Here is a 24,626-nt window from a genome sequence, read left to right as displayed (position 1 = left end):
CCGAATGTTTCGGCGGGCCCGGGATATCGGGGGCGCCGACCGGTCCGGGTCCCTACGATGAAGAGCTGAGACAACCGTTCGGTCGGCTCGACGGAGAGCCGCCCGGGCCGCCGTCGCCAGGGACCGCTCCCCGGGTCGTGGTGGCCTTCCTGCACAGGAGGGGTCCCGCATGTTCCGACGTATGGGCGACGCCGTCGTCCGGCATCCGGTGTGGACGATCGTGGCCTGGCTGATCGCGGCGGTGGCGATCGCCGCGACGGCTCCGAGTCTGCCGTCCAGCAGTGACGAGAGCAGTTTTCTCCCCAAGAGCTATGAGTCGATCAAGGCGGCCGACCTCCAGGAGAAGGCGTTCCCCAGCGCCTTCACCCCGTCCGCGATCGCCCTGTTCCAGCGCGCCGACGGCGGAAAACTGACCGTCGCCGACAAACGCGACGTCACCCGGATCACCGAGGAACTGGGCGCCAAGAAGATCGACGAGGTGCAGAAGGTCGTCGAGGGCCAGCCCTCCCAGGACGGCCGCTACACCATGACCCTCGTCCAGATGGACAGCCGCAACGCGGGCCAGCCGAAACAGGCCGACGCCGCGAAGGTCCTGCGCGACGACGTGAAGGCGCTCGCCAGGGGCACGGACCTCCAGGTCAAGCTGGGCGGCTCGGCGGCGCAGGCCCTCGACCAGCAGGACTCCTCCAAACGCGGGGAGGCGCTGATCGGTATCGGCACGTTCGTGATCATCCTGGTCACCCTGCTGATCATCTTCCGCGCGCCGATCCTCGCGATCCTGCCGCTGATCCTCATCGGCGTCGTCGCCGTCATCGCCAACGGGCTCATCGCCTACGCGACGAAACTCTTCGACCTCCAGGCCAACAGCTCGATCTCGTCGATCCTCATCGTCGTCCTGTTCGGCGTCGGCACCGACTACTTCCTGTTCCTGATGTTCCGCTACCGAGAACGCCTGCGCGCCGGGGACGAACCCAAGCAGGCCATGGTCAACGCGGTCGCCCGGGTCGGGGAGGCCATCGCCTCGGCCGCCGGTGCCGTCATCATCGCGTTCCTCGCGCTGGCCCTGTCCACGCTCGGCTTCCTCAAGCAGATGGGCCCGGCGCTCGCCATCGCGGTCAGCGTCACCCTCATCGCCGGGCTCACCCTCATCCCGGCCGTCGTCTCCCTGATCGGGCCGCGGATCTTCTGGCCCTCCAAGTCCTGGCGCAAGGAGCCCTCCGACGCCCGGTTCGCGGCGCTCGGCCGGGCCGTGCAGCGCAGGCCCGCACTGACCGCCGCCCTCTCCGGGCTCGTCCTGGTCGCGCTGTCCCTCGGCACCCTCGGCTACAAGGCGACCTTCGACCTGGCCTCCGGGTCCATGCCGAAGACCAAGGAGTCGATGGTCGTCCAGGACGAGATGGGCAAGGCGTACTCGGCGGGCGCCGCCGCGCCGACGGACGTCTACCTCTCCAGCAAGGACGGCCGCCCCCTCGACACCTCCGCGTTCGCGTCGTACGCGCAGAAGCTCGGGGCCGTCGACGGGGTCGCGAGCGCCAGGATGACGCAGACGAACAAGGAGGGGACGACGGCGGACTTCACCGTCACCCTCAAGTACGAGGCGTCGACCGACAAGGCGCTCCAGGCGGTCGGCAAGGTGCGCTCCGTCGCCCACCGGGAGGCGCCGGACGGCACGCAGGCGCTGGTGGGCGGCATGTCCTCGATCTACAAGGACATCCAGGCGGCCGTGAACCACGACTACCGAACGGTCTTCCCGGTCGCCGCCGCGTTGATCATGATCATCCTGGGGCTCCTGCTGCGCAGCGTCGTCGCCCCCTGGTACCTGATCGCCTCGGTCGGGCTCGGCTTCGGCGCGACCCTCGGGGCGACGGTGTGGATCTTCCAGGACGCCCAGGGGCATCCGGGGCTGATGTTCATGCTCCCGGTGATCATGTATCTGTTCGTCGTCGCCATCGGCACCGACTACAACATCCTCATGATCGCCCGGCTCCGCGAGGAGGCCCGCGAGGGCCGCGATCCGCGCGAGGCCGCCGGAATGGCCCTGCGGCACGCCGGTCCGACCGTCGCCGCCGCCGGGTTCATCCTCGCGGCGACCTTCGCGACGATGATGCTCGCGGGCAACTCCCTCCTCACGGAGATGGGGTTCGCCGTCTCCTTCGGCATCGCGATCGCCGCGTTCGTCATGGCGATGTTCTTCACGCCCAGTCTCACCGCGCTCATCGGGCACGCCGCCTGGTGGCCTGGGCACGCGGACCGTGCGACCGCGCCGCCGGCCGACAGCGGGCGCACGGGCGGGACACCGGTCCGGGACACGGCAGGCCGGCACAAGTGAGACAGGGGCACGGGCCGGTTCCTTGCTGAGGGACCGGCCCGAGGTTCGAGGCGTTCTTGCGGGCGGGCCCTGTCAGTCGCCGCCGTCGAGGTCCGCCCGCCGCCTCAGCACCCGCAGTTCGTGCCCCCGCAGGTCCATCTCGTACAGCTTTCCGCGCGCGTTCGTGAACGGGCGGTGCAGGACCATCATCAGCTCGCCGTCGAACGTGTGGAACAGCATGCCGTGCCCGCTGTCCTCCCGGACCAGGGGACGCCGCTGCGTCCACGGCCCGACGAGGTCGCCCGACTCCGACACCGCGTACGTCTGGACGTAGCCGCCGGTCAGGGAGCCGTCCTCACCGGGGACGTTCTTCTCGTAGGTCGACCACAGCATCAGGAGCCCACCGGCGGGGGTGTCGACGAGCTGTGGGCCGTCGGTGATGTACGGCGGGAGCCGGTAGGGCCGGCCCGCCGGGATCTGCTCGTTGAGCCAGAAGGCGTCCGAACCTCGGAAGAGGTGCACCGGGTCGCCGACCGTGCCCGCGAGGTCCGGCGTGAGCCGCACCGCCTCCATGGTGCCGTCCACGGTCTGGAGCCACTCGTGCGCGTACACCATCCACGGCTGCCCGGCCGGATCGACGTACAGCGTGCCGTCCAGCGTCATCAGGTCCCCGGGCGGGGTCGGCCCGGACGGGTCGACGACGGTGAACGGCCCGAGCAGCGAATCGGAGACGGCCGTGACCGTACCCCGCATGTACGTCCCCTCGGCCAGCCGCCGCTTCTCGTCGTGCAGCGTCGTGAACAGGTAGTAGCGGCCCGCCCGTTCGTGCACCTCGGGTGCCCACGCGCCCTCGGTCGCCCAGATCCCCGCCTGCTCCGCGGCCAGGAACACGACGGCCGGCGGCTCCCAGTCACGCAGGTCGGCGCTGCGGTAGACCATCGTCCCGGCGCCCTCCACCCCCGTGACGGACGGTTCGTTGGACGTGTAGAGGTGGTACGTACGGGTCTTGGGGTCGGCGACGATGTACGGATCGTGCAGCGGCATGTCGGGCAGCCGCATCAAGTCGATGGCAGTCACGGGCCGGAGGATACGTGCGCCGCCCGGCGTTCAGCGCGTCAGGTCCAGGATGCGGCCGGCCAGTTCGAGGGAGCGCTCCACGCTCTGCTCGACCAGGTAGACGAGGTCCACGAAGGCGTGCTCGACGTCCGTCTCGTCCCGGGTGCGCAGGACGGCGTCGGCGATGTCCTCCGGTGCCGTCCCCGCCGCCGGGTTGATCCGCAGGATCGCGCCCACGTCGGCCGGGTCGCGGTCCTCGGCCTCCGCGAGCCGGCGGACCTGCTGGAGCGGGGCCGACACGACCGCCGTCGGGTCGTATCCGCCGCCCGGCGCGACCATCGCGACCGGCATGATCCCGTCCGCGCGCCGGGCCGCCCTGCGCTGCGAGGCAGGAGAGAACGCCGAGAGGTAGACCGGCGGACGGGGCCGCTGGACCGGCTTCGGGTTGATGTGCGCGGCCGGGTACGCGTGGTGGGCGCCGTCGTGCCGGACGACGGGGTCGGTCGTCCACACCGACTCCAGGACGTCGAGACACTCGTCCAGCCGGGCGCCCCGCTCCTTCCAGGGCACCCCGACGCCCTCGTACTCGTCCGGCGACCAGCCCGTGCCGAGACCGGCCACCAGGCGGCCCCGGCTCACCACGTCGACCCCGCTCAGCGAGCGGGCCAGCAGGAGCGGCGGGTACCAGGGGGCGATCAGCGTGCTCGTGCCGAGCAGGGGGCGTTCGGTGACGGCGGCGGCGGCCGACAGCGCGACGAACGGGTCCAGCGCGGCACGCATCTGCCACGGGATGCTGTCGCCCGCGCCCCCGTACCCCACGGCCGGCCGCACCGCCGCGAGCACCCGGTCCCCGACCCACAGACTCCCCGCCCCCAGCCCCTCCGCCTCCCGCGCGAACCGCGCCACCTGGTCGAACTGCTGGTCCATGGAGCCGAATTGGGGCAACGAGAAGCCTAGGCGCACGGGGTCCTCCGGAGACGCGGCCGAACAATGCGCGGCTCACGCTACGCCGGGGCGGGGGAGGTGGGCAGAGTGTTCTGAGACGGCTGCGGCACCTTTCCCGACAGCGCCCCGAGCCTTTCCCGCAGCGGCGCCGGCACGCATGCGATGTCCGGACCGGACGTGCGCGACGGGGGCTAGGCCAGTGCGAGCAGCCCGGCCGCGGTCACCCGGAAACCGCAGGTGTCCAGGTAGAAGGGGCTCAGGTGGCCCTCGAAGTCCACGTGGAGCCAGGCGCAGCCGGCGCTGCGGGCCGCGTCGGCTGCGGTCGTGACGAGGGCGGCGCCGACGCCCTGTCGCTGGTGGGCGGGGGAGACGGCCGTGTCGAGGAGGAAGGCGTGAGCGCCGCCGTCCCAGGCCACGTTGACGAACCCGACGAGGGCGCCGTCCGCGTGCGCGCAGACCCAGCCGAGGCTGTGCCGGTGGAGGCGGGACGCCCAGTCGGTGGCGGCGGGCGGGTGTCCGAAGGCGGCTGCGTGGAGGGCGTCGAGGGCGGCGTTGTCGACCTCGCCCCGCCACTCGTAGGTGATCGTCATGCCGGGATCGTAGAGGGGCCGCCCCTGCGGGTGGGCGGCCCGAGTGCGGTGCGTGTAATCTTTCCGGCCGCTCGCCGACACCGACCAGACCCTGTGCGTCTACCACGCCGAACCGGGCTCCCCGACCGCCGAGGCCCTCCAGCTCCTCACGAACCGGATGAAATCCCCGGCACCTCGCTCTTCCCGGGCCCAGCCCCCGGCACCCCCGCGGCCCTGACGTCCTCCGCCGCCTTCGCCAGCAGCTCCAGCATCGCCGACTCCGCCCGCCCCGCGTCCTGTTGACGTATCGCCTCCAGCACCGCCCGATGGCTCGGCACGGGATCGTCCGCGTCGGCGTGCGCGTGCACGACCCGGTCGCGTACCCGCAGCCCCGGCTCCAGCAGCAGGTCCATCCGCCCGAGCAACTCGTTGCCGGAGGCGGCGAGCAGTGCGCGGTGGAACGCCACGTCCGCCTCGGCGGCGGCGGAGGCGTCGGCCCGCGCCCGCCCCATCGCGTCGAGTGCCGCGTCGAGCGCGGCCAGATCCGCGTCCGTCCGGTGCACGGCCGCCCGGCGCGCGGCGGCGGGCTCCACGATCCACCGTACGTCGGTGAGGTCCCGCAGCAGCCGCTCCCCGTCGCCCGTCTCCATCCGCCAGCGGATCACATCGGCGTCGAGGAGGTTCCAGTGCGCCCGCGCCCGCACGAACGTTCCCCGCCTCTGCCGGGCGTCGGTCAGCCCCTTCCCGGCGAGCACCTTCAACGCCTCCCGCATGACGGTCTGGCTCACGTCCAGCTCCGCCCCAAGCGCGCCGACGTCCAGCGTCTCGCCCTCACCGATCCGGCCGCCCACGATGCGCGCGCCCAGCGCGTGGACGACCTGCCCGTGCACACCCCGGCCCGCATAGGCCCCCATCTCGCCGCCCTCTCCCGTTCAGCGGATCGCGCCGCCGGACGGCCCGTCCAGCAGGGCGAGTTCGTCCCGGTGCGGCAGTCCTTCCCAGTCCCCGCGCGAGGCGACCGCGAAGGCCCCGACGACGGCTGCCCGGCGCAGCCGCTCACCCGGCGCCAGACCGTCCAGCAGCCCGGAGAGATACCCCGCGCAGAACGCGTCCCCCGCGCCGACGGTGTCCGACACCGGGACGGCGAGGGCGGGTTGGTGCAGCGGCGCGCTCCCGGCCGTGTACAGATCGGCGCCGTCACCGCCCCGCTTGACGACCACCTCCCGCACCCCGCCGGCCAGCAGCTCACCGATCTCGTCCGCGATCAGCGGGAGTTCGTCGTCCGAGGCGACCAGCACGTCCACCAGCCCCCGCAGTCGCCGCAGACACTCGGCCGCCTCGTCCCGGCTCCACAGCCGGGAGCGGTGGTTGACGTCGAGGACGACCGTCCAGCCGTACGCGCGGGCGTGCTCGACGGCGGCCACCACCGCGTCGCCCGCCCCGATGGCGCAGGTGATCCCGGTGACATGGAGGAGGCGTGCCCCGTCGGCCAGCGCGGCGGCGAGATGCTCGGGGCGCTGCCGGGAGGCGGCGGACCCGGTGCGCCAGTAGTGCACACGGGCCACGTCACCGGCGAGGCGCTCCCGCAGCATCGCCCCCGTCGGCGCCTCGGGGTCGGTCGTGGCGTGCCGGACACCGACGCCCTCGCCGCGCAGCGCCCGCAGGATCACCCGCGCCGGTTCGTCCGCGCCGAGCCGGCCCGCCCAGGACACCCGGTGGCCGAGCCGGGCGAGCCCGACGGCGACGTTCGACTCGGCCCCGGCGATCGACGTACGGGCAGTGGAGCCGACGGCGAGGGCGCCCTCGGCCTGGAGGGACAGCATCGTCTCGCCGAAGGTGAGGACGTCGCAGCTCATGCCACCACCGACCGGAACCGCCGGACCCGCAGGCGCAGTTCACCGAGGTCGCCGCCGTGCGCCGCGTCCCCGACGAGCGGGGAGCCGACACCGACGGCGAGCGCGCCGGCCGCGAACCACGCCGGGACGGAGTCGGCGTCCACCCCGCCGACCGGGACCACCGGCAGCTCCGGGAACGGGTCCTTGATCGCCCGCAGATAGGCGGGGCCGCCGAGGGAGGCCGGGAACAGCTTGACCGCGCTCGCGCCGGCCGCCATCGCTGTGTGCGCCTCCGTCGGGGTCAACGCCCCCGCCAGCACCGGGAGTTCCTGCTCCACGGCGGCGTGGACGCCGTCCCCCACGACCGGGGTGACGATCCAGGAGGCGCCCGCGTCCCGGGCCCGCAGGAGCTGCTCGCGGGTGACGACGGTGCCCGCCCCGATCAGCGCGCCGCCGCCCGCCGACCGGACGGCGCGCGCGATCACGTCGTACGCGTCCGCGGTGTTGAGGGAGACCTCGACGAGGCCGACGCCCTCCTCGACGAGGGTGAGGACGGTCCGCAGGGCGGCGTCCGCCGAACGGCCGCGGACGATCGCGGCGAGCCGGTCACCGGCCAGCCGGGTGAGGAAGTCGGTGGGCTGCAAGGAGACTCCTGAGGGCACCGGGACGCCAGTATTTGTTAATTAATGAGAATAGCGAACGGCCGAAAGGGGCCCCGCCCGGCGTACGGACGAGGCCCCTTCGAAACCCGCGTGGATCAGCGCTGCTCGGCGATGTCCACATCCGCCGTACGGAACTTCGCGGCCGGCTTCTTCCCGCAGAACGCCGCCTCCAGCGTCCCGCCCAGCGCCGTGTTCGCGGACCCCTTGTTCGAGGTGTTCGCCATCGCGGACAGCGCCCGCTTCCCGTCGCGCGTCGCGAACGTGTACGTGTAGAAGCCCTGGACGGTACCGGTGTGACCGAACACCTGGACCCCGCAGGTCAGGTCGTAACGGCGCAGACCCAGCCCGTAGAAACGGGTGTTGGTGGTGTCGGTCGGTGTGACCGTCGTCATCGCGTCCAGCATCTCCGGGGAGAGCAGCCGGCCCCGCATCAGCGCCGTCGTGAACGTGTTGAGGTCCGCCGGGCTGGAGATGACCGCCCCGGCCGACTGCGCCCAGGACACCGTCTGCTCCGTCGAGTCGACCAGCGGCGCGCCCGCCTCGTCCGGGTGCAGGTAGCCGCGGACGTGGAAGCCGGGGATCTTCGTCTCCGGGTGCACGTACATCGTGTCGCGCAGCCCCAGCGGCTTGAAGATCCGCTTCTTGTACTGCTCGGCGACCGGCGTCCCCGTCAGCTTCTCGATGAGCATGCCGACTACCACGAAGTTCGTGTTGGAGTACCGGTACGACACCCCGGGCTCGGTCGTGCGGGGCAGGGCCAGCGACAGGTCGAGCAGCTCCTGGTAGCTGAACACCCGGTTGCGGACGGACTCGAAGCCCGGGACGGTGTGCTCGAACATGTCGTCCGTGTAGTCCGCGAGACCGCTGCGGTGCGTCATCAGATGCCGCACGGTGATCCGGTCGTCGGGGAGCAGCCCCGGGAGGTACTCGTTGACCGGAGCGTCCAGCGTGAGCTTGCCCTCCTGGACGAGCTGGAGCAGGACCACGCTGGAGAACGTCTTGCTGACACTGCCGATCCGGAAGCGCGCCCGGATGTCCATGGCCGCGCCCGACTCCCGGTCACGGACGCCGACGGTACGGACCTGGGCGCCGTAGGGGCCGACGTAGCGGGCCATGGCACCGGGTGCGCCCTGGGCCATGGCCGCCTTGAGCGCGGTCTCCACGCCGTCCATGTCGGCGGTCGGCCCGGAGGTCGCGGGGGCGGCGTACGCGGTCGTGGCGGGCAGGACGCCCGCGGCGAGAGCGGCGATCAGGGTGGCGCCTGTGACCAGGCGTCGAGTGTGCGACAACGTGAAATCCTTGTCTCATTCGGTGGGGTAGACACTCCACAAGAGGCACAAGATCCACGGATCGGTTCCCTCGACACACAGCTTTCTCACAGCGCCACCCTGACGCCTCGTCATCTCACCCTGTGGAACACGCCGTTCCGTTCAGAGTGAACGCCGCGGGTGAGGCGAAGGTGCCGCCGTACGTCCCCTGGAACCCGAACGACTGGGTCCCGCCGGGCGCGATGGTCGCGTTGTGCGCGACCGGCGCCGCCGTCACCGACCCCGACGACGGCGTGACCGACGCGTTCCACGAGGCGGTGATCTGCTGCCCCGACGGCAGTGCGAACCCCAGCCGCCAGTCGCTGACCGGCGCCGAACCGGTGTTGGCGACGGTCACGTTCGCCGTGAACCCGCCCTGCCACACGTTCGTCGCGTACGTCACCGAACAGGCCGCGCCCCCGCCCGGAGGAGTCTCCGGACCCGAGCCCGTGTTCACGCCGGACGAGAAGGAGTTGACGGCCAGCCCGGTGCCGTTCTGCCACGGCTCGAACCCGGCCTGCACACTCGTCAGGTACCAGTTGTTCTGCGCCAGCCCGCGCGAGACGGCCTGCCGCACGAAGTCCATGACGTCGAAGCTCCAGCTGTCGATCGCCGACGGCGCGACGAACGACAGCACGTCGTTCGTCCCGTTCCCGCCCTGCCACACCTGCCAACTGCGCCCGCCCACCGTCGCGGTCGCCACCGGCGAGCCGATCGGCTGGATCGCCCCGACCCGGTTGAACCAGATCATGATCTCGGTCCGGTTCACCCCGTCCGTACGCGGCGCCGGGTCCAGCCAGATGTCGTACGACGCGTTGTACACGGCGTCCGAGACGAACCCGTACGAGATGCTGCTCGGCGCGCTGGAGATCCCGGACAGCTGCGCGGGCAGCGCCGTCCCGGGCGAACACTTCGTGTAGTGGCAGCCGTTGAAGACGGACGGGTACGACTTCGGCGCCCCGTTCGTCGGCACGGAACCGTCCGCCCGGGTCACCCGGAAACCGGTGTCGGTGGACGTGACGCACTGCGCCTGCGAGGTGCCCCACCGGTTGTTCTGGACGACGTAGCGCCCCTGGATCGTGGTGGTCCCGTACTGGTCGCACAGCACGGTGTCGGCCTGGGCCGGCGGGGTCAGGGTGAAGAGCGCGGCGACGGTGACGAGCGCGGTCACCAGCGCGCCGATCAGGGAGTGGGGGAGGTGCGGTAACGGTCGCATGCGGGGCCTCTTTCCGAGGTACGGCCGGGGACGGATGCCTGTCCGGAGCCCTCCCCTCCTCCGCACCGGTGGGAGCGCTCCCATAACCTGTTCCGGACGGGACTATAGGGGCCCTCGCGAGTCCCGACAACACCCCTGTCACCCCGTCGAACGAAATTCGACGGGGTGCGGGCGCGTCAGGTGATGCAGACCAGCCCGAGCAGACAGAGCCCGGCGGGATCGGTCGCGTCCGACGACGTCCCCGAGCCCGCCGAGGTGTCGTCGGAGGTCGACGGGGAGGGCGCCGGGGTCGGTTCGGTCGCCGTGCCGCCGGCGCTGCCCGGGGTCGTGGAGGTGTCCTGTGAGGGGGTCGGCGTCGGCGTGTCCTGCTGGGCGGGCTGCTGCGTCGGCGGCGTGACCTGCGCCGGAGCAGCCGCCTGCGCGCGCGGGGAGTTCGGCGTGGGCGCGGGGCTGCCGGAGTCCGGGACGACCTCCGGCCTGGCGGCCGAGGAGCGGGAGGGCGTGCGGGTGCCGGCGGCGTCGCGGTGCGCGTCGGACGGTGTCGAGACCGGCGTGGTGGGCTGGTCGACCTCCTCCTCCGCGACCCCCATCGGCTCCCGGTCCGGCGCGGACGCGGCCTGGGTGCGGTCCGTGGACTGGCGGTTCATCGAGGCGACCGTCAGACCGCCGCCGACCAGCGCGACCGCCGTCGCCACCAGCGCCCGGCGCTGCGTCTTCCTCCAGCGCTCCCGCTGACGGCGGCGCGCGGCTCGGCCGGCCGGGGTGACGGCGGTGGCGTCGTACTCGGCGCTGTCGGGCTCGTCGGGACGCGCGGTCACGTCCGGGAAGACCTCGTGGACCGGTGCCGCCGTGCTCGCCACGATCGGTGCGGGCGCTCCGCCGGGGAGCGGGGCGATGTCCGGGGCGTAGGCACCGCACCCGGGGCACACCAGAGCACCGTTGAGATGACGACGGCACGTGGAGCAGTAGTCCATCCGTGGCCTTCCTGACTCGACTGCGCCATCGGCTCTTCGCGCCGTGGCCTGACCGTGTTCGCATGCGGGATCGAACGGCCAGAACGCTAGCGATCCTTTCGCCAGGCGGTGTGCAGTCTGTGTGTGGCCCTTGCGCAGATGCCGTCGATGCCGTCGGCACATGACTCCGCGGCGTTGACCGGCTCCTTTCGGCCACACCGCCGTCCACGGGCCCGTGCGTAGGTGCGGGACCGCCGTTCGTCTGGTCTCATGTCCCTCGGCTCGCGTATGACATGCCCACGCCCAAAAGGTCGGTACGGTCGCAAAGGGGACACCCGTATGAGCGCACGCCGGGACGACATCAGCCGCAGGGGTTTCCTCGGCGCGGGAGCCGGGGCGGCGCTGCTGCTCGCGGCCCCGGCGGGCGCGGCGGAACTCGCGTCGGACCCGGGGCCCGGGAGAACGTTGTCGTTCACGTCCGGCACCAACGCGGGCGTGACCGTCTCCCCCGACGGCACACGGCTGATCATCGAGGTCCAGGGCGTCCTGTGGTCCCTCCCGAAGGACGGCGGCACGGCCAGGGCCCTCACCGACGTCACGCTCGAACCGACACGCCCCGCCTGGTCGCCCGACGGTTCGACGGTCGCCTTCTGCGCCTACCAGGGCGGCGGCTTCCACATCTGGACCATGGCCCCCGACGGCTCCCGGCTGCGCCAGCTCACCTCCGGCCCCTGGGACGACCGGGGTGTCGGCTGGTCCCCGGACGGACGCCGGATCGCCTTCTCCTCCGAACGCGGCGGCAGCGACGTGACCGGCAGCTCGTACGACATCTGGACGGTCGAGGTCGACACCGGCCGGCTCACCCGGGTCACCGACCGGCCCGACGCCGAGGACCACGACCCGGCCTGGCACCCCGACGGTGACCGGATCCTCTTCGTCCGCGCCGAGAAGGGCCTGGCCCGCACGATCGCCGCCGCCCCCGCCGACGGCGGTGAGGCCGTCGTCGTCCGCACCGTCGACACGGGGAGCGTCCTCGGGCCCGCCGTCTCGCGGGACGGGCGGCTCGCCCACGTCTGGCTGAGCGCGCCGACCGTCGGCACGTACACCGAGAGCGCCTCGCTCGTCGTGGACGGCATCGTCGTCTCGGGGGAGGAGGACGTGTCGCCGCAGCCGCCGAGCTGGACGGCCGACGGGGCGCTCGTCCACTTCGCGGACGGCCGGATCAGGCGCCGGACGCCCGCGACGGGAACGGCGCGGACCGTGCCGTTCACCGCGCGCACCCGCGTGACGCGGACACCCCGCCCGGACAAGCGGCGCGCCTTCGACTCGGCCGCCGCCACGGCCGTACGCGGGGTGCACTTCCCGGTGCTCGCGCCGGACGGGCGGTCGGTGGCGTTCTGCGCGCTGGGCGCGCTGTGGCTCATGCCGTTGGGCGGCCGGCCCCGCAAGCTGGTCGAGGCCGGACCCGCGCACTACGTGCAGATGCCGTCGTGGAGCCGGGACGGCCGCAGCCTCGTCTACGTCGACGACCGCGACGGACTGGCCGCCGTCCGTCAACTGGCTCTGGACGGGGGCGAGGACACGGTCCTGGCGTCCGGCGGCCGGGTCAACCCCGCGCTCTCCCCGGACGGTTCACGGCTGGCCTGCCACGACGTCACCGGCAACCTCCTCGTCGTGGACCTCGCCGACGGCGGCGAGACCCTCCTCGCCCCGCCCCTGGGGGCGAACGGGCTGCCGGGACGGCCGAGTTGGTCACCGGACGGCCGCCACCTCGCCCTGTGCGACCGCAACCGGCTCAACCAGCGGTTCCGGGAGGGCTACAACGTCATCCGGATCGTCGACACCACCGACGGCACCTCACGCACGTACCTGCCCCGCCCGCACGCCTCCCTCGCCGACCGCTACGACAGCGGCCCCGTCTGGTCGCCGGACGGCCGGCATCTCGCGTACGTCGCCGAGTCCGCCCTGTGGCTCCTGCCCGTACGGCCGGACGGCACCCCCGACGGCGAACCCCGCCGCCTCACCGACGACCCCGCCGACCACCCCACCTGGTCCGGCGACTCCGCCCGCCTGCTGCACCTCTCCGGCGCGAGACTCCGCCTGACCTCGGCCGACGGCACCGGCAGCCGCACCGTGCCGGTCCCGCTGCGCACCGCCCGGAGCCTGCCGCCCCGCACCGACGTCGTCCGCGTCCACGCGGGCCGCCTCTGGGACGGCACCGGGGAACGCGTCCGTGAGAACGTCGACGTCGTGATCCAGGGCAACCGGATCATGTCCGTCGAACCCCACCGCGCACCCCGCCCCGGGGAACGCCCGGTCGACGCCGCCCGGCAGACCGTCCTGCCCGGCCTGTGGGACGCCCACACGCACCCGTACCAGAACATCTACGGCGGCCGGCAGACCCGCCTCAACCTGGCCTACGGCATCACGAGCACCGCCTCTCTCGGCGGATTCGCCTACGAACAGGCCCGGTTGAGGGAGGCGACCGACGCCCGCGCGCTGACCGGGCCGCGCATGTTCACGACCGGCGAACTCCTCGACGGCAGCCGCGTCGCCTACAGCATGGGACGCGCCCACGCGACGAAGGACGGCGTGCGCCGCAGCCTGGAACGGGCCGCCGCGCTCGACTACGACTTCGTCAAGACGTACGTCCGCGCCCCCGCCTGGATCATGGCCGAAGCCGCCCGCGCCGCAAGCGAGCTGGGCGTCCCGGCGGGCAGCCACCTCCTCACCCCCGGCCGCCAGGCGGGCCAGACCCTGACCACCCATCTGCTGGCCACCCAGCGCCAGGAGTACAGCCGCGCCGTCTCCCCGACGGGCCACTCCTACCAGGACGTCCACGAGATCTACCGCAGCGGCGAGTTCGCCCTGATCATCACCCCGTTCCAGGCGCTGCCCCTCCTCGGCGCCGACCCCGCGCTCGCCCAGGACCCCCGCGTCACGGTCCTGATGCCGCCCTGGGACACCGCGACCGTCCGGAACACGGCCGCGACCCCGCCGACCGACGCCCAACTCCGCGGCCTGAGCATCGAGATGGGCATCTACCGGCGGATCGTCGAGGAGGGCGGGACCGTCGCACTCGGCACGGACGCCCCGCTCACCCCCATCGGCCTCCACGTCCACCTCGGGCTGCGCGCCCTGCACCGGTACGGCGGCTTCACCCCGGCCCAGGCCCTCACCAGCGCGACCTCCGAGCCGGCCCGCGTGTTCGGGGTCGCCGACGACCTCGGGACCGTCGAACCCGGCAAGCTCGCCGACCTCACGGCCGTCGACGGCGACCCGTTCACCGACTTCGACGACCTCGTGCGCACGGCGTGGACGATGCGCGACGGCACCCTCCACCACCCGGCCGACCTCGTCGGCACCCCCGCATCCGCCCTCCACACCCTTCACGACGGAACCGACTGGCTCGCGGTGGGCGAGACGCTGCACCGGGACGGCTGTTGCGCGGGCTGACCGCGAGGGGGACGACGCGGACCGTTTTGCAGGAAGGCCGAACCGCTCCTTGCTGCATCATGCACATCTGCGTAGCGTCGACAGCGCCCCCTGGAGGTGCGCGGTGTCCGAGACTCTCCGGCTTCCCCTGCCCGCCGAAGGCCCCCTGGAGCCGCCTGCCGCCTGGGCCGAACTGCGCCGAGAGTGCCCGGTGGCGACGGTCCGGCTGCCCAGCGGCGACGAGGCGACCTTCCTCACCCGCTACGACGACGTCCGCGCCCTCCTCTCCGACCCCCGCTTCGCCCGCCCCACGAGCCAGGACGGCGCCGCCCGGCTCGCCCCCGAGGGAGCGGGCGGCCCGGTGGTCGACGGCGAGCTCCATGACGTCGTACCCGACCGGGGCGAGGGGCATCAGCGGTGGCGGCGGCAGGTCGGGAAGTACTTCACCGCCAAACGCATGACCGCCCTGCGCCCCTCGATCACCGAGCGCGCCGACCGGCTCGTGGACGCCATGCTCGAACAGGGGCAACCAGCAGAGCTGAAGGGCGCGTTCGGGTTCCCGCTGCCCGTCTCCGTGATCTGTACGATCCTGGGGGTCCCCGCCGAGGACGCCGGCCGGTTCTCGCACTGGTCCGACGCGTTCCTGAACGTGAGCCGCTGGACGAAGGCGGAGAGCGCGGCGGCGTACACGGAGTTCGACGCGTACATGTCCCGGCACATCGCCGGGGTGCGCGCCCGGCCCGGCGACGACCTGCTCAGCATGCTGATCGCGGACGCCTCCGGTGGCGAGGAGGGCGTGAGCGACGCCTGGCTGCTGCGGACCGGGATGGGGCTGCTGGTCGCCGGACACGAGACGACCGCCAACGCGATCGGCAAGACGGTCGCGATGCTCCTCGCCGACCGCACCCGCTGGGAACGCCTCCTCGCACAGCCCGAGCTGGTGCGCACGACGGTCGACGAGGCGCTGCGCCTCGACGTCAACCTCGGCTTCGGACTGCGCCGTTACCTCACCGACGACGTCGAGGTCGGCGGCGAGACCCTGCCGCGCGGCGCCACCGTCGTCTGCGCCCTGCCCGCCGCCAACCGGGACGCCACGGTCTTCGAGGACCCGGACGAGATGCTGCTGTCCCGCAGCCCCAACCCGCACCTCGCGTTCGGCGCGGGCCCCCACGCCTGCCTGGGCCAGAGCCTCGCCCGCACCGAACTCCAGGTCGCCCTGGAGGTGCTGCTGCGCCGGCTCCCCACCCTGCGGCTCGCCGTCCCCGTCGGCGAACTCCGGCGCGTCGAGGGGCTGTTGGTGGGCGGGCTGAGCGAGGTGCTGGTCGCGTGGTGAGGATCTCCGTCGACCGGTCCGCCTGCTGCGGCGCGGGGAACTGCGTACTGCTCGCGCCGGACGTCTTCGACCAGGGGGAGGACGACGGTGTCGTGGTGCTCCTCGCCGCGGCGCCCGCGCCGGAGCACGAGGCGGCGGCCCGGGAGGCGGCGGCCGTGTGCCCCACCTCGGCGATCACCGTACGTGAGGACGTGTCGCGGGATGCGTGACATCTGAGCCGACCTTATGGTGAGGCCGCGAGCAGGCCCCTCCGAAAGGTCACCGATGAGAACGCTCCCGCCGGCACTCGGACTGGTGGCCGCCCTGGCGCTCGTCTGCTCCTGCGGCGGCGCTCCCGCCACCGGCCCCCGCATGCACCCGGGCGCCCCCGCCGGCTTCAGAGTCGTCACGACCGGTCTCGCCGACCCGTACGAGATGCTCCAGGGCCCCGACGGACAGCTCTGGCTCACCGAGAGATCCGCCCGCCGGGTCACCCGCGTCGACCCCAGGACCGGTAGGAGGACCACGGCCCTGAACCTCGCCGCCCGCACCGACGGCGATCTCCTCGGCCTCGCGCTGCACCCCGACTTCGGCAAGAACAAGGGCAGCGACTACGCCTATCTGTCCTACGGCTACCGGGACGGCACGAGACAGGCCATGAAGATCGTCCGGTACACCGCGAAGGACGGGAAGCTCTCCGGCGAGCGGAACATCCTCACCGGACTCCCCGCCGGCGACGACCACCAGTCCGCCCGCCTGCGCTACGGCCCCGACGGCAAGCTCTACTACACGATCGGCGACCAGGGGGCGAACTACAACGCCCACCACTGCCACCCGAACCTGGCCCAGACCCTGCCCACCGCCGACCAGGTGAAGCGGGCGGACTGGTCGGCCTACCCCGGCAAGGTCCTGCGCATGAACCCCGACGGCTCGATCCCCGCCGACAACCCCACGCTCGACGGCGTCCGCAGCCATGTCTACGCCTACGGCATGCGCAACCCCAACGGCATGGACTTCCAGGGCACCGAGCTGTACACCGCCGAGAACGGCCCCCTCACCGACGACGAGTTCAACCACATCGAGAAGGGCGGCAACTACGGCTGGCCGAACGTCGCCGGATTTCGGGACGACCAGGCGTACGTCTACTCCAACTGGTCGAAGGCCAAAGGCGGTTGCGCGAAACTCACCTACACCCCCGACCCCGGCAAGGCCCCTCCCCAGGTGCCGACGGCCAAGGAGACGGACTTCAAGAAACCCATGAAGGACCCGGTCAGCACGTACGGCACGACGGTCGGCTCGGGCCACGACTTCGGCGTCACCCCGGTGTGCACCGACCCGGACACCGCCTACATCTGCTGGCCGACCATGGCCCCCGGCGCCCTCAAGGCCGTCCCCGACGGGTTCCTCGTCACCTCCCTGAAGAACGGCACCGTCTACCGGCTCAGCAAGGACGGCAAGTCCTTCACACAGCTCCATCGCAGCGTCAACCGCTACCGCGACGTCGCCCTGAGCCCCGACGGAAAGACCCTGTACATCGTCACCGACAGCGGCGGACGCGCCCACGGCGCCGACGGCACCCCCACCGACAGGCTCGCCGACCCGGGCGCGATCCTCGCCGTCCCCTACCAGAAGTGAGACAGAGATGAACCAGCACGAGGAACGCGACGACAAGCCCGCACACCGCCCGAACGAGGCCACGGAACGGGCCACTTGGCACCGGCCCACCTACCAGATCGTCGAGGCGTCGATGGAGATGTCGGCGTACTTCCTCACCGACCGACACGACCGCTGAGGGGACGCTCCGTGCGCGTCCACGTCCTCGGTACCGCGGCCGGCGGCGGCGTCCCCCAGTGGAACTGCGCGTGCCCCGGATGCGAGGGGGCACGCGCGGTGCCGTCCCGCCGCCGGCTGCACGCCTCGATCGCCGTCGAACCCGAACCCGGCCGCGTCTACCTGGTCAACGCCACCCCGGACATCGCCGAACAGATCGAACGCTGCCCCTGGCTGCGCCCCCACGGCCGCCGCAGCCCCCTCGCCGGGGTGATCCTCACCGACGCCGAACTCGACCACACCCTCGGCCTCACCAGGCTCCGCGAGGCCGACGAACTGGAGATCATGGCGACCGACGCCGTACGCAAGGCGGTGGGCGAGGGGCTCAGGCTGGAGGAGACCCTCGCGCCCTACGTGCGGCTGCGGTGGCGGGACGCGGACGGGGCGTCGCTGGTGCCGGTCTCCGGCAAACGGCCGCGCTACGCACGGGACTTCACCGACGGACAGTGGGTCAGCGCGCTGCGCATCGGGGGGCTCCTGTACGCGCCCGCGATGGGCGTGTGGCCCGCGGGGTTCGGCGCGGACGCGGACGTCGTGTTCGCCGACGGGACCTTCTGGGACGACGACGAACCCCGCACCTCCGGATGCTCCGAGAAGACGGCGACGGAAATGGGCCACCTGCCGGTCCTCGCCACCCGCGAACGGCTCGCCGCACTCTCCGCGCGCTGCCTGTACACCCACCTCAACAACACCAACCCGCTCGTCGACCCCGACGCACCGCACCACGCGGAACTACGGGGCGTCGAGGTGGCGTCGGAAGGGATGCTCATCGCATGGTGACCGGTCCGATCGGCCTGGACGACACGGGGAGCCCGGTGGACGCCGAGACCTTCGAGCGCGAGCTCAGGTCGGTCCCCGAACGCCGCTACCACCACCGCCACCCCTTCAACCTCCGTATGCACCGGGGCGAGTTGACCCCCGACGAGCTGCGCACCTGGATTCTCAACCGGTTCCACTACCAGCGGCACATCCCCGTCAAGGACGCCCTGATCCTCGCCAAGTTCGACGACCCGGCACTGCGCCGCATGTGGGTACGGAGGATCACCGACCACGACGGCACCGAGGACGACGAGGGAGGCATCGCCCGCTGGCTGCGCCTCGGCGAGGCCGCCGGACTCGACCGCGCCGACCTCCTGGCCGGCGAGAAGGTCCTGCCGGGCGTACGGCTCGCCGTCGACGGCTACGTCAACCTGTGCCGCGACGGCACCCCCCTCGAAGCCGTCGCCGCCTCGCTCACCGAACTGTTCGCGCCCGACATCATGACGACCCGGATCGCGGCCTTCGAGAAGCACTACCCCTGGATCGGTCAGGGCGGCCTCGCCTATTTCAAGTCCCGTGTCCCACAAGGCCGCCGGGACAGCGGCGAGGCCCTCGCCTTCGTCCTCGACCGGGCCCGCACCCGCGCCGACCAGAAGGCCGCCCTCGCCGCGCTCGCCTACAAGTGCGAGGTGCTGTGGACCCTCCTCGACGCCGTCGACCGGGCACCCGCGTGACCTGGCGGCCCGCCCTCAGCCCCTACGCCCGCCTGCGCGACTGCACCGTGCGCGGAGCCACGCTGCTGATCGTCCCGGAACGGATCGTCGTCCTCAGTACCGAGGCCGCGTCGGTCGTCGCCCTGTGCGACGGCACCCGGACCGTCGCCGAGATCACCACCGAACTCGGAGAGAGCGACGGCGTCGGCGAGTTCCTGGACGATGTACGGGAGCGCGGATGGCTGCGCTGAACCCGCCCTGGGCGATGCTCGCGGAACTCACCCACGGCTGCCCGCTGCGCTGCCCCTACTGCTCCAACCCCACCGAACTCGTCCCCCGCACCGCCGAGTTGACGACCGCCGAATGGCTGCGCGTCTTCGACGAGGCCGCCCGCCTCGGCATCGCCCACGCCCACCTCTCCGGCGGCGAACCACTCCTGCGCCGCGACCTGCCCGAACTCGTCGCGGGCGCCTCCCGCGCCGGGATCTACACCCAACTCGTCACCAGCGGCCTCGGGTTGACACGGGGACGGCTCGCCGAGCTGACGGCGGCCGGGCTGCCCAGCGTCCAGCTCTCCGTCCAGGGCGCGGACGCGCCGAGCGCCGAACTCATCGCCGGGCGACGGTCGTTCGCCGCCAAGGAGAAGGCCGCCCGGCTGATCAAGGACGCCGGACTGCCGCTCGGCCTCAACGTCGTCCTGCACCGGCACAACCTCGACCGCCTCGACGCGATCATCGGACTCGGCGTCTCCTGGGGCGCCGTCCGCATCGAACTCGCCAACACCCAGTTCTACGGGTGGGGGCTGCGCAACCGGGCCGCGCTCATGCCCGACCGGGAGCAACTCGCCCGCGCGCAAAGGGCGGTGGAGCAGTGGCGGGGGCGGACGGAGACGGAGCTGATCTGGGTCGTGCCGGACTACTTCGACGGGATCGCGAAACCCTGCATGGGCGGCTGGGGCGCGATCTCGCTGACCGTCGCGCCCGACGGACGCGTGCTGCCCTGCCCCGCCGCCTACGGACTCCCGCTCGACGCGCCCAACGTCCGGGAGAACACGCTCGGTTGGATCTGGTCCGAGTCGCCCGCGTTCAACGCCTACCGGGGCAACGACTGGATGCCCGACCCCTGCCGGTCCTGCCCCCGGAAAGAGGCCGACTTCGGAGGGTGCCGGTGCCAGGCGTACGCGCTCACGGGGGACGCCGCACGCACGGACCCGGCGTGCGCGCTCTCCCCGGACCACGGCCTGATCAGCGAACTCGCCGGTGCACGGGGCGGGGAGTTCGCCTACCGGGGGTACCCGGCCGGAGATCGTCAGGACGCGCACGGGCCCACTAGAGTGCCGTGAGCGACCCGGAGCCGCTCCCGTACCGGCTCCGGCCCTCGTCGACGCGGTGCCGGTTCGCCACGGGCGGCGTACGCATCGCAGAGACGGAGAGACCCACACATGACCCGGGCGAGACCCGACCGCAAGCAGCGCGCCAACGGCGTCGAGTCACGGCGCCGCATCCTCGAAGCCGCCGTGGAGATCGCGGGGGAGCGGGGGTACGAGGGGACGTCCATCGCGGTGGTCAGCGCCAAGTGCGGGTTGCCCGCCAGCTCGATCTACTGGCACTTCAAGGACAAGGACGACCTGATCGCGGCGGTCATCGAGCGCAGCTTCGAGACGTGGCTCGCGGCCGTCGTCCTGCCCGGGGAGGACGCGGGGACTCCGCTGGAACGGTGCGTCGCGATGGCCGCGGACATCGCCCGGTCGCTGGTCGACGCGCCGGACTTCCTGCGGCTCGGGCTGATGCTGGCGCTGGAGCACCGGCCCGTGGAGCCCCAGGGGCGGGTGGTGTTCCGCGAGGTCCGTGAGGTGGCCCGGCAGCGGCTCGCGGAGGTGGTGCGGACGCTGTTCCCCGCCCTGGACGAGTCCGCCGTGCACCTGCTCGTGACGTACGCCGTCGCCGGGGGAGACGGGTTGTTCGTGCAGCGGGAGACCAGAGGGGAAGAGGTGGATCTCGTCGCGATGTTCGAGTTGCACGCGCGGACGGTGTACGGGATGGCGGAGGGGATGCCGGCCGGGGGGTGAGGGCCGGCCGGCGGGGGCGAGGCAGGTTCCTTCGCGTGATCGGCGTCGGGTGTGCGACTCGATGCGTCGGTCAGGCGCGGGGCTCGATCACGGCGAACACGCCGCGTACGCGGGTGCCGTCGGGGGCGGCCCAGGCGCCGGTCACATGGCCGAGGGCGTTCGTCGGAGGGGTGGCTGGAGCGTCGGTGAGGACGCGGTTGAAGTGGATCGCGGGGCCGTCCGGCGTGGTGAGGGTCGTGCCCTCGGGGGTGTCGGTGACGGTGATCTCGCCGGTCAGGACCGGGGCCTCGCCCGTGTAGGCGTGGGTGATCTCCTCGTCGACGGTGTCGTTCGTGCTCTGCGCCTGGGGCCGGAGGTGTCCGGCGAGGAAGGCGGCGAGCGCGGAGGTCAGGACCGGGTCGTGGACGCCGTCGTACACCCAGCGCTTGCCCAGGACGCCGTGTTCCAGGGTGCCGACGAGGGCGTGGTCGGCGTCGGGGAGAGGGGCGCCTCGGTAGGTGAGGGGGAAGAGGTAGGCGTGCGGGGTGCCGGACGCGGGGTCGGCGGGGGTGTCCGTGGCGACGAAGAACTCGATGCCGACCACGCCCTCGGGGTCGTCGAGGCGGAAGCCGCCGGCCTTGGCGAGCCGCGGGCCGGTGGTGCCGCCGCGGTACCAGAGGCGGGTGGGGAGCCAGGGGGTGAGCAGCTCCGGCTTGGTCGGGTTCAGCGTGGTGCGATGGATGATCGACATGGTCCCGGATTCTCCATCAAGGAACGTGATGATCGAAACTTTTTGATTCCGGGTCGCGTCCTGAACGACTGAGCCGAGATCGACGACCCTGAGGACGGACGACCATGACACATCCGTACATGACCGGACCCCGCCGACGCACGCTGTTAGCGGTGGGCGCCGGGATCGCCCTGACGGCCGTGACGCCCTCGGCTCGCGCCGCCGAACCGGACGGCTTCGCAGAAGCAGAACCGGACGCTTTCGGTGAACTGGAGCGTGAGTACTCCGCCCGGCTCGGCGTCTTCGCCTACGACACCGCCACCGGGAGGACCGTCACCCACCGCGCGGACGAACGGTTCCCGATGTGCTCGGTGTTCAAGGCGGTCGCGGCGGGAGCGATCCTGAGCGAGGGCGTGGACCTGTCCCGGCGCATCCACTACACGCAGGAGGACGTCACCTCCTCCGGATACGCTCCGATCACCTCCCAGCACGTCGGGACCGGCATGACCGTCGAGGAACTCTGCTCCGCCGCCGTCTCCCACAGCGACAACACCGCAGCCAACCTCCTCCTGCGTCGACTGGGCGGACCCACCGCGGTCACCCGCCTCGCCCGCGGCCTGGGTGACCGCAAGACGCGGCTCGACCGCTGGGAGCCCGACCTCAACTCCGCGGAACCCTGGCGGGAGACGGACACGACGACTCCCCGGGCGATCAGCGGGACGCTGGCGAAACTCGTCCTCGGCGACGCCCTCTCCCCGTCCGGCCGCGCCCTCCTCACCTCCTGGCTGGTCGCCAACAGCACCAACATCGACCGCTTCCGCGCCGGTTTCCCCGCCGGCTGGACCCTCGCCGACAAGACCGGCACCGGCAGTTACGGCACCGCCAACGACGCCGGTGTCGTCTGGCCGCCCGGGAGGCCGCCGCTGGTCGTCGCGGTCCTGTCGACGAAGCCGATCGAGCAGGGCCCGTCCGAGAACGCGTTGGTGGCGCGGGCCGCCGGGGTGGTGGCGGGGGAGTTGGCGTGAGACGAACGGGCGGGTGAGGCGGGGAGGGAGCGGCCGGGGCGGGTGAGCGGGGCCGACGGCGGGGCGGCCGGTGACGGCGGGCCCGCGTCTGCGGGGTGCGCGGTGGAGTCGAGGAGGGCGACGGTCGGCTCGGCCTCCGGGAGTGTGCGGTGGGCCGTGCTCGGGGCCGGGCGGCACGTGGTGTCCCGGGTACGCGACGAGAGGCCGCCCCCTTGTCCGCCCCCGGCCCCCGGCGCCGACCCTCCGTCAACTCCGCGCAGCGAAAGTTTCCGTGGCCCCCGTGACGCCGGGCGACCTTGACTCCGCGCGCGGCGCCGTGTGAGCGTTTTTATCGCTACAAACGATCACCTCATCGTCGTACACGACACCGCATATTCTTCGGGGAGCAGCTGTGCCCAACGCCACCGCGGTCATCAACCTCGACATCGAGGGGCCGACGATCAGCCGTCATCTGTACGGGCACTTCGCCGAGCACCTGGGCCGTTGCATCTACGGCGGGTTCTGGGTGGGGGAGGACTCGGAGATTCCGAACGAGGGCGGGATCAGGCTGGACGTCGTGGAGGCCCTCAGGGCGCTGAACATCCCCAACCTGCGCTGGCCGGGCGGGTGTTTCGCGGACGAGTACCACTGGCGGGACGGCGTCGGGCCGCGCGAGGAGCGCCCGAGGATGGTCAACACGCACTGGGGGAACGTCGAGGAGAACAACCACTTCGGCACCCACGAGTTCATGGCGCTGTGCGAACTGCTGGGCGCGGAGCCTTACATCAGCGGGAACGTCGGCTCGGGGACCGTGCGGGAGATGAGCGAGTGGGTCGAGTACCTCACCCGCGACGGCGACAGCCCGATGGTGCGGCTGCGCAAGGACAACGGCCGCGAGGAGCCGTGGAAGGTCAAGTACTGGGGCATCGGCAACGAGACCTGGGGCTGCGGCGGCAACATGCGCGCCGAGTACTCCGCCGATCTGGCCCGCCAGTACGCCACCTACTGCCGCGACCACGGCGACAACAAGCTGTACCGGATCGCCTCCGGTGCCTCGGACGCCGACTACAAGTGGACCGAGACGCTGATGCAGCAGATCAGCTGCTTCGGCTGCGACGCGACGCCCAGGAACTTCTTCCAGGGGGTGTCCGTTCACTACTACACACTGGCCGGACCGTGGGAGGCGAAGGGCAGCTCGACCGACTTCGACACCGACGACTACTACCGCACGATGCTCGCCGCCCGCCGCATCGACGACCTCCTCACCGGACACTCCACCGTCATGGACATCTACGACCGCGGACGCACGGTCGGCCTGGTCCTCGACGAATGGGGCACATGGTGGGACGTCGAGCCGGGCACCAACCCGGGCTTCCTCTTCCAGCAGAACACCATGCGCGACGCCCTCGTCGCCAGCACGCACTTCGACATCTTCCACAAGCACGCGGCCCGCCTCCACATGGCGAACATCGCCCAGACGGTCAACGTCCTCCAGGCGATGATCCTCACCGACGGCGACCAGCTGGTCCTCACTCCGACGTACCACGTCTTCGAGATGAACAAGGACCACCAGGACGCCACCTCGCTCGCGGTCCACCTCAAGGCCGACGAGGCCCGGCGCACGGTCGGCGACGCGGAACTGACCACGGTCTCCGTCTCCGCCAGCGTCAAGGACGGCAAGGTCCTCGTCTCCCTCTCCAACCTCGACGCCGGCGAACCGGCCGAGGTCACCCTCGACCTGCGGGGAGGCACCCTCGGCACCCCCGTCGCCCGCCTCCTGACGGCCGACGCGATCGCCGGCCACAACACGCCCGAGGCGAAGGAGACGGTCGCGCCGCGCCCCTTCGACGGCGTGAAGGCGACGGACGGCGCCCTGACCCTCACCCTGCCCCCGCACTCCTTCCTCACGCTCCAGGCCCCGCTGAACTGACCCGTGGCGACGATC

At 72.1% G+C, this 24,626-nt stretch carries 23 protein-coding genes; 13 read left to right on the top strand and 10 right to left on the bottom strand.

Annotated features, from left to right (window positions below):
• Window positions 1-169 precede the first annotated feature (169 nt).
• Window positions 170-2,329 (top strand): MMPL family transporter, encoded by a 2,160-nt coding sequence (locus ABZX85_RS40290; RefSeq protein WP_355880749.1) that lies wholly within the window; start codon window positions 170-172, stop codon window positions 2,327-2,329.
• A 72-nt stretch (window positions 2,330-2,401) separates the two neighbouring features.
• Here ABZX85_RS40290 and ABZX85_RS40285 read toward each other — a convergent pair whose 3' ends face one another.
• The 9 genes from ABZX85_RS40285 to ABZX85_RS40245 all read right to left on the bottom strand — a co-directional run bounded on the left by ABZX85_RS40285 (window position 2,402) and on the right by ABZX85_RS40245 (window position 10,872).
• Window positions 2,402-3,367 carry a glycoside hydrolase family 43 protein gene (locus ABZX85_RS40285; RefSeq protein WP_355880954.1) on the bottom strand — a complete coding sequence of 322 codons (966 nt, stop codon included), beginning with the start codon at window positions 3,365-3,367 and terminating at the stop codon, window positions 2,402-2,404.
• 48 nt (window positions 3,368-3,415) lie between these two features.
• A complete protein-coding gene (locus tag ABZX85_RS40280) occupies window positions 3,416-4,291 on the bottom strand; it encodes a TIGR03619 family F420-dependent LLM class oxidoreductase (protein ID WP_355880746.1) in 876 nt (291 codons plus the stop codon).
• A 209-nt stretch (window positions 4,292-4,500) separates the two neighbouring features.
• A complete protein-coding gene (locus ABZX85_RS40275) occupies window positions 4,501-4,899 on the bottom strand; it encodes a GNAT family N-acetyltransferase (protein WP_355880743.1) in 399 nt (132 codons plus the stop codon).
• Window positions 4,900-5,045: 146 nt separating this feature from the next.
• Window positions 5,046-5,792 carry an FCD domain-containing protein gene (locus ABZX85_RS40270; protein ID WP_355880740.1) on the bottom strand — a complete coding sequence of 249 codons (747 nt, stop codon included), beginning with the start codon at window positions 5,790-5,792 and terminating at the stop codon, window positions 5,046-5,048.
• 18 nt (window positions 5,793-5,810) lie between these two features.
• Window positions 5,811-6,734, bottom strand: coding sequence for a sugar kinase (locus ABZX85_RS40265; RefSeq protein ID WP_355880737.1), 924 nt, complete (start codon window positions 6,732-6,734; stop codon window positions 5,811-5,813).
• On the bottom strand, window positions 6,731-7,357 hold the full coding sequence (locus ABZX85_RS40260) for a bifunctional 4-hydroxy-2-oxoglutarate aldolase/2-dehydro-3-deoxy-phosphogluconate aldolase (protein WP_355880734.1): 627 nt from the start codon (window positions 7,355-7,357) through the stop codon (window positions 6,731-6,733). Before ABZX85_RS40260 ends, ABZX85_RS40265 begins: the two co-directional genes overlap by 4 nt.
• Window positions 7,358-7,470: 113 nt before the next feature.
• The gene (locus tag ABZX85_RS40255) at window positions 7,471-8,664 is read right to left on the bottom strand and encodes a serine hydrolase domain-containing protein (RefSeq protein WP_355880731.1); all 1,194 of its coding nucleotides are present in this window, start codon (window positions 8,662-8,664) and stop codon (window positions 7,471-7,473) included.
• A 115-nt stretch (window positions 8,665-8,779) separates the two neighbouring features.
• Complete coding sequence (locus tag ABZX85_RS40250) at window positions 8,780-9,898, bottom strand: cellulose binding domain-containing protein (RefSeq protein ID WP_355880728.1); 1,119 nt, start codon at window positions 9,896-9,898, stop codon at window positions 8,780-8,782.
• A 176-nt stretch (window positions 9,899-10,074) separates the two neighbouring features.
• Complete coding sequence (locus ABZX85_RS40245) at window positions 10,075-10,872, bottom strand: hypothetical protein (protein WP_355880725.1); 798 nt, start codon at window positions 10,870-10,872, stop codon at window positions 10,075-10,077.
• Between the two features lie 318 nt (window positions 10,873-11,190).
• On the opposite strand from ABZX85_RS40245, the gene ABZX85_RS40240 reads away from it, so the two are divergent.
• The 10 genes from ABZX85_RS40240 to ABZX85_RS40195 all read left to right on the top strand — a co-directional run bounded on the left by ABZX85_RS40240 (window position 11,191) and on the right by ABZX85_RS40195 (window position 20,968).
• Window positions 11,191-14,307 carry an amidohydrolase family protein gene (locus tag ABZX85_RS40240; protein ID WP_355880722.1) on the top strand — a complete coding sequence of 1,039 codons (3,117 nt, stop codon included), beginning with the start codon at window positions 11,191-11,193 and terminating at the stop codon, window positions 14,305-14,307.
• Window positions 14,308-14,410: 103 nt separating this feature from the next.
• Window positions 14,411-15,619, top strand: a complete 1,209-nt coding sequence (locus ABZX85_RS40235; RefSeq protein WP_355880719.1) for a cytochrome P450 — start codon at window positions 14,411-14,413, stop codon at window positions 15,617-15,619.
• Window positions 15,616-15,828, top strand: coding sequence for a ferredoxin (locus ABZX85_RS40230; protein WP_355880951.1), 213 nt, complete (start codon window positions 15,616-15,618; stop codon window positions 15,826-15,828). Before ABZX85_RS40235 ends, ABZX85_RS40230 begins: the two co-directional genes overlap by 4 nt.
• A gap of 55 nt (window positions 15,829-15,883) precedes the next feature.
• Entirely contained in the window at window positions 15,884-17,233 is a 1,350-nt protein-coding gene (locus tag ABZX85_RS40225) for a glucose/sorbosone family PQQ-dependent dehydrogenase (RefSeq protein ID WP_355880716.1), read from the top strand.
• Window positions 17,234-17,240: 7 nt separating this feature from the next.
• A complete protein-coding gene (locus tag ABZX85_RS40220) occupies window positions 17,241-17,390 on the top strand; it encodes a hypothetical protein (protein WP_355880713.1) in 150 nt (49 codons plus the stop codon).
• A gap of 11 nt (window positions 17,391-17,401) precedes the next feature.
• Window positions 17,402-18,208 (top strand): MBL fold metallo-hydrolase, encoded by an 807-nt coding sequence (locus ABZX85_RS40215; RefSeq protein ID WP_355880710.1) that lies wholly within the window; start codon window positions 17,402-17,404, stop codon window positions 18,206-18,208.
• The gene (gene pqqC / locus ABZX85_RS40210; RefSeq protein WP_355880707.1) at window positions 18,202-18,921 is read left to right on the top strand and encodes a pyrroloquinoline-quinone synthase PqqC; all 720 of its coding nucleotides are present in this window, start codon (window positions 18,202-18,204) and stop codon (window positions 18,919-18,921) included. Before ABZX85_RS40215 ends, pqqC begins: the two co-directional genes overlap by 7 nt.
• Window positions 18,918-19,151, top strand: coding sequence for a pyrroloquinoline quinone biosynthesis peptide chaperone PqqD (locus ABZX85_RS40205; protein WP_355880704.1), 234 nt, complete (start codon window positions 18,918-18,920; stop codon window positions 19,149-19,151). The genes pqqC and ABZX85_RS40205 overlap by 4 nt, the downstream gene beginning before the upstream one ends.
• Window positions 19,139-20,242 carry a pyrroloquinoline quinone biosynthesis protein PqqE gene (gene pqqE, locus ABZX85_RS40200; RefSeq protein ID WP_355880701.1) on the top strand — a complete coding sequence of 368 codons (1,104 nt, stop codon included), beginning with the start codon at window positions 19,139-19,141 and terminating at the stop codon, window positions 20,240-20,242. Before ABZX85_RS40205 ends, pqqE begins: the two co-directional genes overlap by 13 nt.
• A 99-nt stretch (window positions 20,243-20,341) precedes the next feature.
• Window positions 20,342-20,968, top strand: coding sequence for a TetR/AcrR family transcriptional regulator (locus ABZX85_RS40195; RefSeq protein ID WP_355880698.1), 627 nt, complete (start codon window positions 20,342-20,344; stop codon window positions 20,966-20,968).
• 70 nt (window positions 20,969-21,038) lie between these two features.
• On the opposite strand, the gene ABZX85_RS40190 is transcribed toward ABZX85_RS40195, so the two are convergent.
• A complete protein-coding gene (locus tag ABZX85_RS40190) occupies window positions 21,039-21,698 on the bottom strand; it encodes a 1,4-alpha-glucan branching protein (RefSeq protein ID WP_355880695.1) in 660 nt (219 codons plus the stop codon).
• Window positions 21,699-21,802: 104 nt separating this feature from the next.
• Between ABZX85_RS40190 and bla the strand changes: the two genes are divergently transcribed.
• Together bla and ABZX85_RS40180 are read left to right on the top strand one after the other, a co-directional pair.
• Window positions 21,803-22,702, top strand: coding sequence for a class A beta-lactamase (gene bla, locus ABZX85_RS40185; RefSeq protein WP_355880692.1), 900 nt, complete (start codon window positions 21,803-21,805; stop codon window positions 22,700-22,702).
• A gap of 391 nt (window positions 22,703-23,093) precedes the next feature.
• Window positions 23,094-24,611 (top strand): alpha-L-arabinofuranosidase C-terminal domain-containing protein, encoded by a 1,518-nt coding sequence (locus ABZX85_RS40180; protein ID WP_355880690.1) that lies wholly within the window; start codon window positions 23,094-23,096, stop codon window positions 24,609-24,611.
• The last annotated feature ends 15 nt before the right edge of the window (window positions 24,612-24,626 follow it).

Origin of the sequence: Streptomyces sp. NPDC004539, assembly GCF_040610055.1 — a bacterium.
Classification (GTDB): Bacteria; Actinomycetota; Actinomycetes; order Streptomycetales; family Streptomycetaceae; genus Streptomyces.
Note: the sequence above shows the minus strand (reverse complement) of the source record. Positions and strands in the feature narration are given on the sequence as shown.